The sequence below is a fragment of the Nocardioides sp. J54 genome, assembly GCF_000519005.1.
Lineage (GTDB): Bacteria > Actinomycetota > Actinomycetes > Propionibacteriales > Nocardioidaceae > Nocardioides.
In genome coordinates this window covers 125796-140805 of the sequence record NZ_JAER01000010.1, presented here as the reverse complement: position 1 = coordinate 140805, position 15010 = coordinate 125796, and the positions used below count along the sequence as shown (strand labels likewise).

Sequence of the window (15010 nt, the reverse complement as noted above, 5' to 3'; positions counted from 1 at the left end):
CGTTGCCCTCGTGGTCCGTGCCGGGTCCGTTCCCAGCACGGGGTCGGCAGCCAGTGGCTGCCGACCCCGTGCGCGGGACGAGATCGCCTCAGGAGGAGGCGAGGCTGCTGTCGAGGTCCTCGAACGCGGTCTTCATCTGGCGCAGCGAGGTCGCCATCGCCGGGATCGCCTCGAGGGCGGACTCCAGGCCGTCGCTGACCTCCTCGTAGGAGTCGAGGAACGAGACGGAGGCGGCGTTGGTGCTGAAGCTGCTCTCGGTCAGCTCCTGGACCAGGCTGCGCAGCTCGGACAGGAGGCTGTTGATGTCCTCCTTGCCGGTGTCCAGCTTGTCGGCGGCGGCGTCGATGTCGTCGTAAGTGAGCTCCTGGTCAGCCATGAGCACTCCCCTTCTCTCTTGGGTTCCGGTGGCTGTGCGGCCGGGCCGGCATGGGTTGGTCGTGGTTCAGTCCGGTGCCCGGCCCTGGGGCGCGAGACGCCGGGACCCGAGTCGGACAACGGGTGGGTTCCACCGTTTCCGGGTGGTCAAACGTCGGCGGTGCCAGGAAAGTCACCCCACCCACGGCGTCTGGACGAGGACCGCCCGCCCGGCCTGGACGAAGATACCCCGGCCCGCCGGGAAGTCGGCGCGCTTGACCTTGCCGAAGGGCGTCTTGAAGATCGCGTCGCCGTCGTAGGTGTCGGGCTTGAGCGCGATGCCCTGCCGGCTGGACTTCCAGTCGCCCATCACGCCGACGCCGGCGGTCGCGCGGCTGACGTCCGCGTCACCGATCAGCAGGTGGTCGCTGTCGCGGACGGCCTTGAACATCTGGCGCACCGCGCGCTCGGCGGCGCTGTCGCCGAGGTGCGGGACGTCCTCGACCACGATCATGATCCGGCGCTTGTTGTCCTCGTCGGTCAGCAGCGCGGTCAGGTGGGTGGCGAGCTCCTTGGCGTCGTCCTCCTTGCTCGCGCAGCCGGCCCACGGCCGGAACTCGCGCAGCGCGGCCCGGCGTCCGCCGAAGTGGTAGAGCTGCACCTCGGGGTCGAACCGCTCGACCGACATGATGAGCGACTTCATCATGTTGGTCTTGCCGGACGCCGGCGGACCGGTGATGACGAACGACCCGACCGGGTCGAAGCCGCACGGCGCGAGGGTGTCGTCGGCGAGGCCGAGCAGCGGCTGGCCGTCGACGACCGCCGGCAGCGAGGCGATCGGCGCCTTCGTCGGCAGGGCGCCGATCTCCGGGACGTCGTCGACGCCGGCCTCGCGCAGCCGCGCGGCGAGGGCGTCGAGCGCCTGGGCCTGCTCGGCGGTGTTGGTGCTGCCGCCGAGCACGGCCACCTGCGCCTCGTGCCTGTCGACGATCGCGCGGCCCGGGGGCGCCTGGTCGTCGAGGACGTCCTTCGGGGCGCCGACCATCATGTACTGGTTCGCGTCGGACAGCCGCAGGATCACCCGGCGCTGGATGTTCGCCGCGATCGCGGTGGGGATCGCGTTGGCGCGGTCGGCCGTCATGATCGTGTGGATGCCGAGCTGGCGGCCCTCGGTCATGATCCGGACGAAGGCGCGGTACGCCGCCTGGCGACCCGAGGCGTACTCCCAGTCCTTCTTGAACTCGGCGAAGTTGTCGATCAGCACGATGATGCGCTGCATCGCGGGGTCGCGGAGCTGGCGGTACTGCGACAGGTCGGCCGCGTTGGCGTCGGTGAACGCCGCGGTGCGCTTGTCCATCTCGCGGTCGAGCGTCAGGAGCAGGCGCTGGATGCGCTCGGTGTCGGCGCCGTCGACGATCGAGCCGACGTGCGGCAGCCGGGCGAGCACGGAGAGGCCGCCGGAGGCGAAGTCGAGGCAGTAGACCGCGACCCTGCCCTGCTCGGGCCGCATGCCGGCGGCGGTGGCGATGGTGCGCAGCAGCGTGGTCTTGCCGGAGCCGGAGGTGCCGTAGATGACCATCGAGCCGTCACGGTCGGAGTCGAAGGTGACCTCCTCCTGGCTCTGGTTCTCCGGGACGTCGACCATCGCGAACGGGATCCGGCTGTCGCCGTCGTTGTCGAGGTCGGCGAGGTCGACAATGGCGGGCAGCTCGTCGAGCCACGGCCGGCGCGGCAGCGGGATGCGTGCGGCCTCGGAGGCGCGGGTGAGGTTCTCGACGATCCGCTTCTGGTCGTTGAGGCCGAGGTCCTCGTCGTGGAAGTCGGACTCGTCGCCGGCGGCCTCCCACACCGGCGCGGAGCCGAAGCGCAGCTCGGAGACCAGGATCTCGGCGTGCTCCTCCTCCTCGCCGGTCCAGCCCCCGGCGTACGCCGACTGGAAGGGAACGAGGCGGCCGTGGCCGGTCTTGGCGATGGCGCGACCGGGGATCGAGGCCGGGAAGCTCGCGGCCACGGGGTCGTCGACGACGTCGACCGAGTCGTTCTCGTCGGCCATGCGCAGCGCGACGCGCAGGTTGGTGTTGGCGCGCAGGTTGTCCTTGATGACGCCGGCCGGGCGCTGCGTCGCCATGATCAGGTGGATGCCGAGCGAGCGGCCGCGCTGGGCGATGTCGACGACGCCGTCGACGAACTCGGGGACCTCGCCGGCGAGCGCCGCGAACTCGTCGATGACGAGGACGAGCGCCGGCGGGGTCTCGGGGTCCTGGCGCTTCTCGAGCTCGAGGAGGTCCTTGACCTTCTTGCGGTTGAAGAGGTGCTCGCGGCGGTGCAGCTCCGCGCGCAGGCTGGTCAGCGCCCGCCGCACGAGGTGGGGGCTCAGGTCGGTCACGAGGCCGACGCAGTGCGGGAGCTCGACGCAGTCGGCGAAGGCCGACCCGCCCTTGTAGTCGACGAAGAGGAAGGTGACCCGGTCCGGGCTGTGCGCGGACGCCATGCCGAGCACCCAGGCCTGCAGGAACTCCGACTTCCCGGCACCCGTCGTACCGCCGACGAGCGCGTGCGGGCCCTGCGAGCGCAGGTCGAGCGTCATCGCGTCGCTCGCGCCCTGGCCGACGATCGCGCGCAACCCGCCTGCCTTCTTCAGCCGTGGCCGCGGTGCGTTGGAGCGGTCGACGATGGTGTTGTTCTGCCGCCAGCGCTCGACGACCGCCTCGGGGTCCTCGGCCACCTCGTGCCCGACGAGGTTGAGGAAGGACACCGAGGTCGGGATGTCGGAGGAGTCGTGGACGACCACGCTCGCGTCGACCACCGGGGCGAGGTGGCGGGCGAACATCTGCATGTAGTCGTTGGACACGCCCTCGAGGGCGACGCCCTCGTAGACCTCGCCGTTGCGGACCAGGCCGACCGTGGCACCGGTCAGGCCGGTGCCGACGTCGACGTAGCTGCGGCAGGAGGCCGGCAGGCCCTCGACGGTGCGGGCGACGAAGACCGCGTGGACGCCGGCGTCGGGTCCCTTCTCGAGCACGGACACCAGGCGCGCACGGTCGACCGGCGCGTCGTCGGTGACGAAGACGATGACCGACACCGGCGGCGCCTCCTCGGTGGCCGCACGCTTCACGTCGGTGCCGAAGAGCATCGGGTTCCACGTGTCCGGGTACGGCCCGCGGGGCTCGCCCTGCCGGGCGTGCTGGGCGACGTGGCCCTCGAGGGCCCCGAGCAGCGCGGCCGCGGCCGGCGCGGAGTCGGCGAGCGCCATGTCGCGGAACGGGCTGGTCTCGCTCGTCGTGTGCGGCAGCCACTTGAGCCACTCCAGCTGCGGCATCCAGTCCGAGCCGGTGAACGCGACGGTCACGACGTCGTTGGGTGCGTGCAGGCCGAAGACCTGGACGGCGAGGCCGCGCATCGCGTCCGCGGCGGCGTCGCGCTGCCCGGCGACGCCGATGGAGCCGGCGCTGCTGAAGGTCTCGAAGATCGGCACGTCGTCGACGTACCTCACGCGGTCGCGCAGCCGGTCCAGCCGCTCGACGTACTCCGGCAGGCCGTCGGGCGACTCGGAGCCGTCCTCGATGGTGTTGCGGGACTCCGCCTGCGAGGTGCCCAGGCGCAGCGCGAGGAAGTTCCAGTGCTCCGGGCGCCGGGTCCACAGCATCGGGCCGAGGCGCATCGCCTCCTCGAAGACCTCCACCACCGGCGGGGCCTCCGCGTTGCGGGCGATCTCCTCCTCGGGCTTGGCGTAGAAGAAGGTCTCCTCGAGCTTCTCGAACTGCCGCTCGAAGAGCAGGAACTGGTGCTGCTCCTGCCCGCCGGTCTGGTTCTTCTGGTTGATGAAGTTGCCCATCGCCATCAGCGGGGTCATGCCCATCATCAGCAGCGAGCGCGGGTTGCCGTTGAGCAGGTACATCGCAGCCGCCATCAGGATCGGCGCGATCAGCATGACCCAGGGGAAGAGCTTCTTGGCGCGCTCCTTGGGCAGCACCGGCGCCTTGAACACCGTGCCGGGGTAGCGCGGCTCGACCCGCGGACTGCGGTTGAACAGCAGCCCGCCGCCCTTCTCGAGCACGGGCTCGGGCACGGCCTCGGCGAAGTTCGGCGCGAGGGTCATCACCAGCGTGGTCGCGCCGATGACGAACGGCTTGCCGGGGACGACGCGCCAGCGCTGGACGTAGGCGCCGTCGACGATGATGCCGTTGGCGGAGTTGAGGTCGACCAGCTCGACGCTGCTGCCGACCTCGATGCGCGCGTGCCGCTGGGAGATCATCCAGTCCGGCATCACGATGTCGTTGTTGACGCCGCGCCCGATCGAGGCGTGCCCGACGTGGAGCGGGAACTCCTGGCCGCGCAGCGGGCCGTCCGTCGCGTGCAGGGTGCCGACGACCTCGCCGGCGCGGTGCCGGCCGGTGGAGCCGCCCGGGCCGAGGTTGACCACCTGGGCCCGGAAGCCGGAGCCGATCGGCGCCTCGCCGATCGGCAGGTTGGCCTCGACGGGCACGAGGCGCTCGACGTTGGGGGCGGCGACGGCGAGGGTCAGCACGTCGTCGGGACCGGACTCGACGCGCTGCGCCGGGTCGACCTCGGCGATGTGGCGCGCGACGTCCTGGGCCGTCGCCGTGGAGTCCACGGTGACCACGACGTCGACCGGCGGCTCGGTCCCGGGTCGCAGGAGGGTCAGCTTGACCTTCACGCGTCACGTCCCTTCGTCTGCACCAGCCCTGCCGGCCCTGTCAGCCCTGCCAGCCCTGCCGTCCTGCGCACCACCCGGCTCACCCGAGCCTCACCTGCGCCGCGCGCTGCCCGACGTGGACGACGTCGCCGGGCCGGGCCACCACCGCCTGGCCGGGCACCAGCGGGGTGGGCACGCCCTCGCGGGTGATCGTGGTGCCGTTGCTCGAGCCGCGGTCGATCATCTCGACGCCGCCGGCGGTGGGACGGACGAACAGGTGCGCCTTGGACACGGAGTACTCCTCGTCGGCGATCGCGACCGGCCGCAGGTGCGGGTCGGAGGCCTCCGGGTTGCGGCCGAGCAGCAGCGGGGCGTCGACGAGGACCTCCTGGCCGGTGTCGAAGCCGAGCACGAAGCGCGCGGCCCGCGACGGTGCCGACGTCGACGTCGACGTCGAGGCCGACGTCGAGGCCGGGGTCGCCGAGGCCGAGCTGGGGGCCGGGACGTCGGGGGACGCGGGGGCCGGTGCCTGGCTCGAGGTCGCCGGGACGAGGGTGGGGCCCTCGAGGGGCGTCTCCGGGCGGCCGGTGCGCGGGGCCGGCTGGGGCGCCGGAGCCGGGGCCGGGGGCGGGGCCGGCGTGGGGTCAGGGGCCGGAGCGGACGGCTGGGCGGGCTGCTGGGCCTGCTGCTGGGCGGGCTGCTCCGGCGGCGAGGCGGGGGTGGCCAGCCGGCCACCCGGCTGCGCGGGTCCGCCGGGACCGGCGGGCAGCGCCTGGTCGGGCTCGCGGGGGCCGAGGTCGGCACCGCCGAGCACACCGGCGCTGAGCCGCTCGCTCGGGCGGAAGTCCATCATCGGGTCGCCCGCGGCGGAGGTGAGCGGGCGCAGCGCGGGCCGCTCCTTGCGCGGCTTGACCTCCTGCATCTTGCGCGCGATGCGCATCCGCTTGTCGTCGTACGGGTGCAGGCCGGCGCGGACGTCGACCAGCCAGGTGCGCCCGATCCGGTCGTGCCAGCCGCGGCCGCGGCCCTCCTTGTCGAGGAGGGGCGAGACGAGGAAGGCGAGGGTGACGAGCGGGACGACCAGGGGTCCCCAGACGACCAGGGCGCGCAGGACGACCCGCCAGAAGCCCGGACGCTCGAGGGTCGCGACGTTGATCGAGCGGATGCCGAGCAGGCCCTTGCCGAGGGTGAGGCCCTTGCGGCCGTGCAGGGCGAGCTGGGCGATGGTGTAGGCCGTCGTCAGGCCGATGCTGATGCCGCCGAGGAGCAGGGCCCAGAAGAGGTCGGGGTGGTTGGTGAACCCGAACCAGGTGATCCGGTCGCGCAGCAGCTTGATGAGCAGCGGGGCGGTGAAGATCCAGAACGGCAGCTGGAGCAGGAGGTGGACCGCGGTGTCGATCGCCCCCGCGGCGGCCCGACGGCCGCGCGGCGCGGGCAGCAGGCCGAGGGCCTCGGCGTACGCCGGGTCGGGGCTGCCGTCCGGCAGCATCCCCGCGGCAGGGGTCTGGCCGGTGTCGACCTCCCAGATGTTCACAGTTCCCCTCTTCCCCGAGATCGTCGTGAGAACCCTCGCCGTGCCCGCGGGCAGCCGCGATGATGTCCGGCCCGCTCCGCGACTGTCAACGCGGCGTGGTCCCGGGCGCACCCAGCGGGAGGTACGGCGTCAGGTCGGTCCGCTCCCCGCTCGCGTGCACGCGTCCCTGGTCGACGGCCTCGGCCCAGGTGAGCTCGCCGGTCGCCAGCGCGACCCAGGTGTTGGCGTCGGTCTCGATGACGGCCGGCGGCGTCCCCCGGGTGTGGCGGACGCCCTCGACCACCTGGACCGCGGCGAAGGGCGGCACCCGCACCTCGACCGAGCGGCCGGGCGCGCGTTGCTCGAGCAGGGCGAGGAAGTGCTTCACGAGGAGCTTGAGGTCGGCCCGCTCGGCGGCTCCGGTGGCGACGCGCTCGAGCGCGCCGGAGACGGCCGCCGGGTCGGCGGGCTTGAGGCGGGGCGGCATCAGTCGGCCTCCGGCAGGTCCGGGTAGGGCTGGACGAGCAGGAACACCGAGTAGGTCTCGCGGTCGTCGTCGGCGGGCGCCTCCCGCCCGGCGGCGCGGTAGCGGTCGAGCACCTCCTCGACCTCGCGCGCCAGCTCGGTGGCCTCCTCGGGGCTCAGCCGCACCGACCACTCCGAGATGCTGCGCCCTGCGCTTCCCGGCCCCCCGTCGTCGGTGGTGAAAGCCCGCTCGACGAGGTGCTTGCCCCACTCGACGGCGTTGCGCCGGAAGACGGTGTAGGCCGCACGCCCACCGGGCTGGGCGAGCATGTCGGCGGTCCGGAACCGGATGCCGTCCGGGTCGACCAGGCGCCAGACGCGGTCTCGGCGGTCCCGGCCGGCGTCGGGGTCCTCCTCGACGAGGCCGTACTTGGCCAGCTGGCGCAGGTGGAAGCTCGCCTGGTTGGCGGGGATGTCGATGCGCCGCGCGATGTCGGCCGCGCGCGCCGACCCCACGGCGGAGAGCTCGTGCAGCACCCGGTTGCGCGTCGGGTGGGCGATCGCGCGGAGGATCCGCGGGTCGTCGTACAGCACCATGCCGGCAGCCTACCGAGGATTCGCACCACAAGTTGCGCAACACCTATTGCGCAATCTGTGTTGCGCAACTTATCGTGCGGATATGTCGTCGTACCGCTCCCTCGCCCGCAACCGCGACTTCACCGCGCTCTGGGTCGGCGCCACCGTCGCCGAGCTCGGCAGCCGCGTGAGCCTGTTCGCGATGCCGCTCGTCGCCTACGCGATGAGCGGGTCCGCGCTGTGGGCGGCCGCCGCCGAGGCGCTCTTCCTGCTCGGCATGGTCGGCGTGCTCCTGCCGGCGGGCGTGCTCGCTGACCGGTGCCACCGGCTGCGGCTGATGCGCTTCTCCCTCGGCGTCGGCGCCCTGCTCTACGCCTCGCTGGTCGCCGCCGGGGTGGCCGGCGCGCTGACCCTGCCCCACCTGCTCGGCGTCGCGCTGGTCAGCGGCGTGGTGACCGGGCTGTTCTCCCCCGCCGAGTACTCCGCCATCCGCACGGTGGTCTCGCAGGAGGAGCTCCCGACGGCGCTCAGCCAGCAGCAGGCGCGCCAGCACGTCGCGGCGCTGGTGGGCGGCCCGGTCGGCGGCGCGCTGTTCGGCCTGGCCCGGTGGGCGCCCTTCGCCGCGGACGCGGTGACCTACGCCCTGGGCTGGCTCCTGCTGGGCCGCGTGCACACCGACCTGTCCGCCCCTCCGCGGGGCGAGCGCGCCCGCCCGTTGCGAGAGGTCGCCGAGGGGCTGCGCTTCCTGTGGGGCCGGCCGTTCCTGCGGGTCCTCCTGGTCTGGTCCCCCGCGGCCAACCTCGCGATCAACGCCCTCTTCTTCACCGCGCTGCTGCGACTCGTCGACGCCGGCTTCCCGGCGTGGCAGATCGGCCTGGTCGAGGCCTCGATCGGCGCGTGCGGCATCGCCGGGGCGATCGTCGCGCCGTGGCTGATCGACCGCTTCGCGACCGGCCGGCTGACCGTCCTGGTCGCGTGGAGCTTCGTCCCGCTGTCCGTGCCGCTCGCGCTGTGGAACCACCCGGTCGCGATGGCCCTCGCGGCTTCGGTCGGGTTGTTCCTCAACCCGGCCGGCAACGCGGGCGTCGGCTCCTACCGGATGGCGATCACCCCGCCCGAGCTGGTCGGCCGGGTCCAGTCGACGATGCAGTTCACCTCGATGCTGACCATGCCGCTGGCACCGGCGCTCGCCGGGGTGCTGCTCGCCGGCCTCGACGGCCGGGACGCCGTGCTCGCGCTGACCGCGCTGACCGCGCTCGTCGCACTGGTCCCGACACTCTCCCGCTCGGTGCGCTCGGTGCCCCGCCCGGCCCAGTGGCCACGGCTCGCCGAGCAGGTCCCGGATCCCGCGCCGGTGGCGGTGGGCTGACTGCCACAATGACGCCCATGCGTCTCCCTCGCCCCGTCACGGCCGTCCTCGGCCTGCTCGTCCTCGCCCCTGCCCTCGCCGCCTGCGGAGGCGGGGCGGACGTCAGCGTCGGCGACATCGTGGACGCGCGGCGCGACGACCAGTTCGTGGGCAAGGGCAAGGCGTCGATGCTGGCGCTGCCGATCGGCCGGCTCGAGATCAGCTCGGCCGACCCGGTGACGAAGCTGACCGCCGACGACACCGCGCAGCTGGAGGAGATCACCGCCCCCGAGGGCAGTGCGTTCGTCCCGATCACCTGGCAGTACGACGCCGGGACGTTCGGCGACTACGACGACTACGTCGAGTCCGACGCGACGCCGGTGGTGGACCTGGTGGCCGACAAGGCGTCGTACCGCATCCCGGCGCCGCAGCCGAGCGGCATCGGCGCGGACTCCTTCTACGTCCTGGTCTCCGGCGACGGCAAGGACGCGAGCCTGCAGGTCGAGTTCGACGGCGTCACCCAGACCGTCGCCCTCGCGACCGGCAAGCGCGAGGAGGGACGCGCCGCGGCGCTCTACGACCTGAAGCCGCGTCGCGAGCGCACGGCGGCCTGCACGACCGACTCGAAGTTCGACGTCGACGTGCGCGACCGGCTCTCCGACTACGCCTGCAACGTCACCCGCACCGCGCGGGTGCCGTACGCCGGCGGCGAGTGGGCGCCCGAGGGCAAGGACTGGCTCGTGGTGACCGTCCGGACGACCCTGCGCCGCTACGACAAGGTCGCGGAGGACCTGCGCTCCGGCGCGGTCTACGTCGCGACGGCGGTGACGTCGAGCTTCCGGATGGGCGGGACCAAGCCGGTCCAGGTCATCGAGGACCGCACCCGGACGGCGTGCCCCGACAAGACCCGCGGCGGCTGCGTCGTCGTCTACCACCTGGTCTTCGAGGCCGGGAAGAAGAAGCCGTCGACGCTGCGGATGGACCAGACCTACGAGCTCAGCCTGAGCGGCGTGTGGGGCGGCTCGGAGGGCCGGGACACCGTGAAGCTGACCAACCGGGCGCGGATCAAGCTGCGCTGACCGCCGGAGCGGCACTGCCGGGGCGGCCGCACGGCCGCCCGGCAGGCATCACTCGCCGAGCGCGGCCGGCAGGGTCGAGGTCCAGGCGGTGCGCAGCTCCTCGAGCGGCACCTCGAACTGGCCCTCGACGACGAGCGCGTCACCGCCGGTGGTGCCGATGACGGTGGCCGGCACCGCGTGCCGGGCCGCCACGCTCATCAGGTCGTCCAGCTTGTCGGCCGGGACGGTCACGATCGCCCGCGCCGTCGACTCGGCGAACAGGCAGACGAACGGGTCCTGGGCGAGGTCCTTCAACCCGACGATGGCGCCGATGCCGCTGACCATGGCCGCCTCGGCCAGGGCCTGGGCCAGCCCGCCGTCGGAGAGGTCGTGCGCGCTGGTGATCGTGCCGACCAGGTCCTGAAGGGCCCTGGCGAGGTTGTGCTCGTTGGCGAGGTTGACCGCCGGCGGGCGGCCACCGAGGTGGCCGTGCACGACGTGCGCCCACTCCGAGCCGGACAGCTCCTCGTGGGTCGACCCGAGCTGCACGACGACGTCGCCGGACACCTGGAAGACCGAGGGGGTACGACGGCGCACGTCCTCGATCACGCCGAGCACGGCGACGACCGGGGTCGGCAGGATCGCGGTCTCGCCGGTCTGGTTGTAGAGGCTCACGTTGCCGCCGGTGACCGGGACGCCGAGCTCGGCGCAGGCGTCCTTGAGGCCGCGGCAGGCCTCGGCGAACTGCCACATCACGCCCGGGTCCTCCGGCGAGCCGAAGTTGAGGCAGTCGCTGACCGCGAGCGGGGTCGCTCCCCCGGTCGCCACGTTGCGGTAGGCCTCGGCGAGCGCGAGCTGCGCGCCGGCGTACGGGTCGAGCTTGGCGAAGCGGCCGTTGCAGTCGGTCGCGATGGAGACGCCGAGGTTGGTCTCCTCGTCGACGCGGACCATCCCGGAGTCGGCCGGCTGCGCGAGGACGGTGTTGCCCTGCACGTAGCGGTCGTACTGGTCGGTGATCCACGACTTGTCGCAGAGGTTGGGGCTGGCCACCAGCTGCAGCAGCGTGGCGCGCAGCTCCTCGCCGGTGCCCGGGCGGGGCAGCGCCTCGGCCGCGTCGGCCTGCAGCGCGTCCTGCCACTCGGGACGGGCGTAGGGGCGCTGGTAGACCGGGCCGTCGTGGGCGACGGTGCGCGGCGGGACGTCGACGACGGTCTCGCCGTGCCAGGTGATCTCGAGGCGGCCGGTGTCGGTGACCTCGCCGATGACGACGGCTTCGACGTCCCACTTCGCGCAGATCGCCATGAACGCGTCGACGTCGCCGGGTTCGACGACGGCCATCATCCGCTCCTGCGACTCGCTCATGAGGATCTCCTCGGGCGAGAGCGTGGAGTCGCGCAGCGGGACGCGGTCGAGCTCGCAGCGCATGCCGCCGTCACCGGCGGAGGCGAGCTCGGAGGTGGCGCAGGACAGGCCGGCACCGCCGAGGTCCTGGATGCCGGCCACGACGCCGGCCTGGAAGAGCTCGAGCGTGCACTCGATGAGCAGCTTCTCCATGAACGGGTCGCCGACCTGGACGCTGGGCCGCTTGGCCGGGCCGTCGGCGTCGAAGGTCTCGCTCGCGAGGACCGAGACGCCGCCGATGCCGTCGCCGCCGGTGCGCGCGCCGTAGAGGATGACCTGGTTGCCCACGCCCGAGGCCTTCGCGAGGTGCAGGTCCTCGTGCTTGAGCACGCCGATGCAGCCGGCGTTGACGAGCGGGTTGCCGAGGTAGGTGGCGTCGAAGACCGCCTCGCCGCCGATGTTCGGCAGGCCGAGGCAGTTGCCGTAGCCGCCGACGCCGGCCACGATCCCGGGCAGCACGCGGTGGGTGTCGTCCTCCTCGAGCGGGCCGAAGCGCAGCGGGTCGACCACGGCGACCGGGCGGGCGCCCATCGCGAGGATGTCGCGGACGATGCCGCCCACGCCGGTCGCGGCGCCCTGGTAGGGCTCGACGTACGACGGGTGGTTGTGCGACTCGACCTTGAAGGTGACCGCGTAGCCCTGGCCGATGTCGATGACGCCGGCGTTCTCGCCGATGCCCGCGAGCATCGGGCCGACGGGGGTCTCCTGCGGCAGCTCGCCGAACTGCTTGAGGTGCACCTTGGAGGACTTGTAGGAGCAGTGCTCGCTCCACATGACCGAGTACATCGCGAGCTCGGAGGCCGTGGGCCGGCGGCCGAGGATCTCGCGGATCCGGTCGTACTCGTCGCCCTTCAGGCCGAGCTCGGCCCAGGGCTGCTCACGGTCCGGGTCACCGGCCGCCACGGCCACGGTGTCGAGCGTCGGACGGGCGGGTGCGGAAGCGGTGTCGGCCACGGGAGTCGATCCTATCGCCGGTCGTCGCGGACCGGCCCACGCGCTCTCCCATGAGATCGCTCACCGGCCCGGCGGGCACGGCCGGCACCGGTCAGGCCGGCGTCGCCCTGGCCGATGGGCACTTGTGGCGCGGTGCGCCGCGACGACCGCAGGATCTCCGGCCAGCCGATAACTACAGCGTTGTAGTTCGTGCCGAAGCCTGTTACTGGTGTGATTCCTGTGGTTATCGTGACGTGGCTCCGCTCATCCTGATCCGCCCTTCCCCTGGAGTTGACCGCCATGTCTGCCCGGCCTGCCCACCTGTCCACCCTGCTCGCCGCAGGCCTCACCGCGGTGCTGGCGGTGACGATGGTCGCGCCGGCGCGCGACGCCGGTGACCGCGAGCCGGACCGCACCTCCGTGGAGCTGGTGGCCAGGGAGTCGACCAACAAGCCGACTCCCGGGGCCTTCACCGGCTACGGCTTCGACCAGTGCCTCGCGCCGACCCAGAAGACGATGGACACCTGGATGGAGCACTCGCCCTTCAAGGCGGTCGGGATCTACATCTCCGGGAACTCCCGCCACTGCCGCGACCAGCCCAACCTCACCCCCGCGTGGGTGAGCCGCCAGCTGGCCCGCGGCTGGCACCTGCTGCCGATCACGCTCGGCCCGCAGGCGAGCTGCGCGACGCGCTACCCGAAGTACGGCAAGAACATCGACCCGACCATCAACCCGGACTCGAGCAACAACTACCGCAAGGCGCGGGTGCAGGGGAAGAAGGAGGCGGAGAAGGCCGTCTCCGTCGCCGGCTCGCTGGGCATCGTCCCGAAGAGCACGCTCTTCTACGACCTCGAGGCCTTCGACATCGGCCAGGCAGCCTGCCGGATGTCCGCCATCCAGTTCGTCCACGCCTGGTCCAAGCGCCTCAAGGAGCTCGGCTACAAGTCCGGCTTCTACTCCAGCGCCGCGTCAGGCATCAAGATGCTCGACGACATCCGCCGCACCCACCCCGGCAAGTTCGTCCTGCCGAACAGGCTGTGGATCGCACGGTGGGACGGCAAGGCCAACACCACGGTGAGCACCAGCTACCTCGGCCCGAAGGCCTGGCTGCCGGGCCGCCGCGTGAAGCAGTACCAGGGTGGCCACGACGAGAAGTGGGGCGGCGTGACCATCAACATCGACCGGAACTTCCTCGACCTCGGCGGCATGGTCGCCGCCAGCGAGACGCACTGCGGCGGCATCGCGGTGGACCTCGCGTCCTACCCGACGCTGCGGGTGCCGACCGCGACCGCCACCCCGCCAGCGAAGGCGGTCAAGGCGCTGCAGTGCCTGCTGACGGAGAAGAAGCTCTACACCGGCAAGATCCACGGCCGGTACGACGCCCCGACGCGCCGGGCCGCGCAGGCGTGGCAGGTGAAGAAGGGCTTCCCGGCCCGCAACATGTGGGGCCGTCGCGACTGGATGACGCTGTCCTCGGCGGGGTCGGTCCCGGTCCTCAAGTACGGCTCGACGGGTGCCGCCGTGCGGCGCGCGCAGCGGGCCATGAACGCGGCGATGCCGGCGCGCAAGATCAAGGTCAACGGCGTGTTCGACGCGACGATGGCCACGCACGTGGGCGCCTACCGGCGCAAGATCGGCATGACGTCGTACAACATCGTGAGCACGGCGACGTGGAAGAAGCTCCAGGCGGGCAAGCACTGACCCGCCCGGGCCCGCCGGGGGCGGCGCCGGTCAGGCGAAGGCCTTCTCCACCAGCGAGGTGAAGAAGCCGAGGCCGTCGGTGCCGCTCCCGGTGAGCTCCTCCACGGAGTGCTCCGGGTGCGGCATGAGGCCGACGACGTTGCCGCGCTCGTTGGTCACGCCGGCGATGTCGTTGAGCGAGCCGTTCGGGTTCATCTCGAGGTAGCGGGCCACGACCTGGCCCTCGCCCTCGATCCGCTCCAGCGTCGCGGCGTCGGCGACGAAGCCGCCCTCGCCGTTCTTCAGCACGATCCGGATCTCCTGGCCCTCGGTGTAGGCGGAGGTCCACGGGGTCCGGTTGTTCTCGATGCGCAGCAGCTGGTCGCGGCAGACGAACTTGCGGTGGTCGTTGCGGATCAGCGCGCCGGGCAGCAGGTGCGACTCGCAGAGGATCTGGAAGCCGTTGCAGATGCCGAGCACCGGCATGCCGGCCTTCGCGGCCTCGACGACCTTCTCCATCACCGGCGCGAAGCGGGAGATGGCGCCGCAGCGCAGGTAGTCGCCGTACGAGAAGCCACCGGGCAGGACGACCGCGTCGACGCCCTTGAGGTCGGCGTCGCCGTGCCACAGGGCGACGGCCTCGTGACCGCCGATGCGGACCGCGCGCTGCGCGTCGACGTCGTCGAGCGAGCCGGGGAAGGTGACGACGCCGACCTTCACTGCTGGTCCTCGACGGTGACGGAGTAGTTCTCGATGACCGGGTTCGACAGCAGGGTCTCGGCCATCTTCTCGACCTGGGCGAGCACCTCGTCGGTGACCTCGCCCTCGATCTCGAGCTCGAACCTCTTGCCCTGGCGGACGTCGGTGACGCCGGTGAAGCCCAGCCGGGGCAGTGCGCCCTGGACGGCCTTCCCCTGGGGGTCGAGGATCTCGGGCTTCGGCATGACAGCTACGACGACTCGGGCCACGGCCCGCAGTCTAGAGCGCTCCACGGCCGGCTCCCGATTCGGCGGGGCTTTCGGGAC

11 protein-coding genes are annotated in these 15010 nt (G+C 72.3%); 3 read left to right on the top strand and 8 right to left on the bottom strand.

What is annotated here, in order from left to right:
• Positions 1 to 88: 88 nt before the first annotated feature.
• The 5 genes from NOCJ54_RS24885 to NOCJ54_RS0109680 all read right to left on the bottom strand — a co-directional run bounded on the left by NOCJ54_RS24885 (position 89) and on the right by NOCJ54_RS0109680 (position 7586).
• Positions 89 to 376: a WXG100 family type VII secretion target gene (locus tag NOCJ54_RS24885; protein WP_036517415.1), complete on the bottom strand. Its 288-nt coding sequence runs from the start codon at positions 374 to 376 to the stop codon at positions 89 to 91.
• Between the two features lie 171 nt (positions 377 to 547).
• Entirely contained in the window at positions 548 to 5032 is a 4485-nt protein-coding gene (locus NOCJ54_RS0109695; protein WP_028655351.1) for an FtsK/SpoIIIE domain-containing protein, read from the bottom strand.
• Positions 5033 to 5111: 79 nt separating this feature from the next.
• Entirely contained in the window at positions 5112 to 6545 is a 1434-nt protein-coding gene (locus NOCJ54_RS0109690; RefSeq protein WP_028655350.1) for an RDD family protein, read from the bottom strand.
• A gap of 85 nt (positions 6546 to 6630) precedes the next feature.
• Entirely contained in the window at positions 6631 to 7011 is a 381-nt protein-coding gene (locus tag NOCJ54_RS0109685) for a sterol carrier family protein (protein ID WP_028655349.1), read from the bottom strand.
• On the bottom strand, positions 7011 to 7586 hold the full coding sequence (locus NOCJ54_RS0109680) for a helix-turn-helix domain-containing protein (protein WP_028655348.1): 576 nt from the start codon (positions 7584 to 7586) through the stop codon (positions 7011 to 7013). The genes NOCJ54_RS0109685 and NOCJ54_RS0109680 overlap by 1 nt, the downstream gene beginning before the upstream one ends.
• Positions 7587 to 7668: 82 nt before the next feature.
• On the opposite strand from NOCJ54_RS0109680, the gene NOCJ54_RS0109675 reads away from it, so the two are divergent.
• Together NOCJ54_RS0109675 and NOCJ54_RS0109670 are read left to right on the top strand one after the other, a co-directional pair.
• Complete coding sequence (locus NOCJ54_RS0109675) at positions 7669 to 8934, top strand: MFS transporter (RefSeq protein WP_028655347.1); 1266 nt, start codon at positions 7669 to 7671, stop codon at positions 8932 to 8934.
• A 17-nt stretch (positions 8935 to 8951) separates the two neighbouring features.
• Entirely contained in the window at positions 8952 to 9992 is a 1041-nt protein-coding gene (locus tag NOCJ54_RS0109670; protein WP_028655346.1) for a hypothetical protein, read from the top strand.
• 48 nt (positions 9993 to 10040) lie between these two features.
• Here NOCJ54_RS0109670 and purL read toward each other — a convergent pair whose 3' ends face one another.
• The gene (gene purL, locus NOCJ54_RS0109665; protein WP_036517414.1) at positions 10041 to 12326 is read right to left on the bottom strand and encodes a phosphoribosylformylglycinamidine synthase subunit PurL; all 2286 of its coding nucleotides are present in this window, start codon (positions 12324 to 12326) and stop codon (positions 10041 to 10043) included.
• Between the two features lie 279 nt (positions 12327 to 12605).
• On the opposite strand from purL, the gene NOCJ54_RS28175 reads away from it, so the two are divergent.
• Positions 12606 to 14006 carry a glycoside hydrolase domain-containing protein gene (locus NOCJ54_RS28175; RefSeq protein ID WP_051485665.1) on the top strand — a complete coding sequence of 467 codons (1401 nt, stop codon included), beginning with the start codon at positions 12606 to 12608 and terminating at the stop codon, positions 14004 to 14006.
• A gap of 30 nt (positions 14007 to 14036) precedes the next feature.
• On the opposite strand, the gene purQ is transcribed toward NOCJ54_RS28175, so the two are convergent.
• Both purQ and purS read right to left on the bottom strand, forming a co-directional pair.
• Positions 14037 to 14705, bottom strand: a complete 669-nt coding sequence (gene purQ / locus NOCJ54_RS0109655; protein ID WP_028655344.1) for a phosphoribosylformylglycinamidine synthase subunit PurQ — start codon at positions 14703 to 14705, stop codon at positions 14037 to 14039.
• Positions 14702 to 14953, bottom strand: coding sequence for a phosphoribosylformylglycinamidine synthase subunit PurS (gene purS / locus NOCJ54_RS0109650; protein ID WP_028655343.1), 252 nt, complete (start codon positions 14951 to 14953; stop codon positions 14702 to 14704). The genes purQ and purS overlap by 4 nt, the downstream gene beginning before the upstream one ends.
• Positions 14954 to 15010 lie beyond the last annotated feature (57 nt).

Coding starts and splice junctions, on each gene's coding strand:
- NOCJ54_RS24885 (WP_036517415.1), bottom strand. CDS start 376: ATGGCTGACCAGGAGCTCACTTACGACGACATCGACGCCGCCGCCGAC.
- NOCJ54_RS0109685 (WP_028655349.1), bottom strand. CDS start 7,011: ATGCCGCCCCGCCTCAAGCCCGCCGACCCGGCGGCCGTCTCCGGCGCG.
- NOCJ54_RS0109680 (WP_028655348.1), bottom strand. CDS start 7,586: ATGGTGCTGTACGACGACCCGCGGATCCTCCGCGCGATCGCCCACCCG.
- NOCJ54_RS0109675 (WP_028655347.1), top strand. CDS start 7,669: ATGTCGTCGTACCGCTCCCTCGCCCGCAACCGCGACTTCACCGCGCTC.
- NOCJ54_RS0109670 (WP_028655346.1), top strand. CDS start 8,952: ATGCGTCTCCCTCGCCCCGTCACGGCCGTCCTCGGCCTGCTCGTCCTC.
- NOCJ54_RS28175 (WP_051485665.1), top strand. CDS start 12,606: ATGTCTGCCCGGCCTGCCCACCTGTCCACCCTGCTCGCCGCAGGCCTC.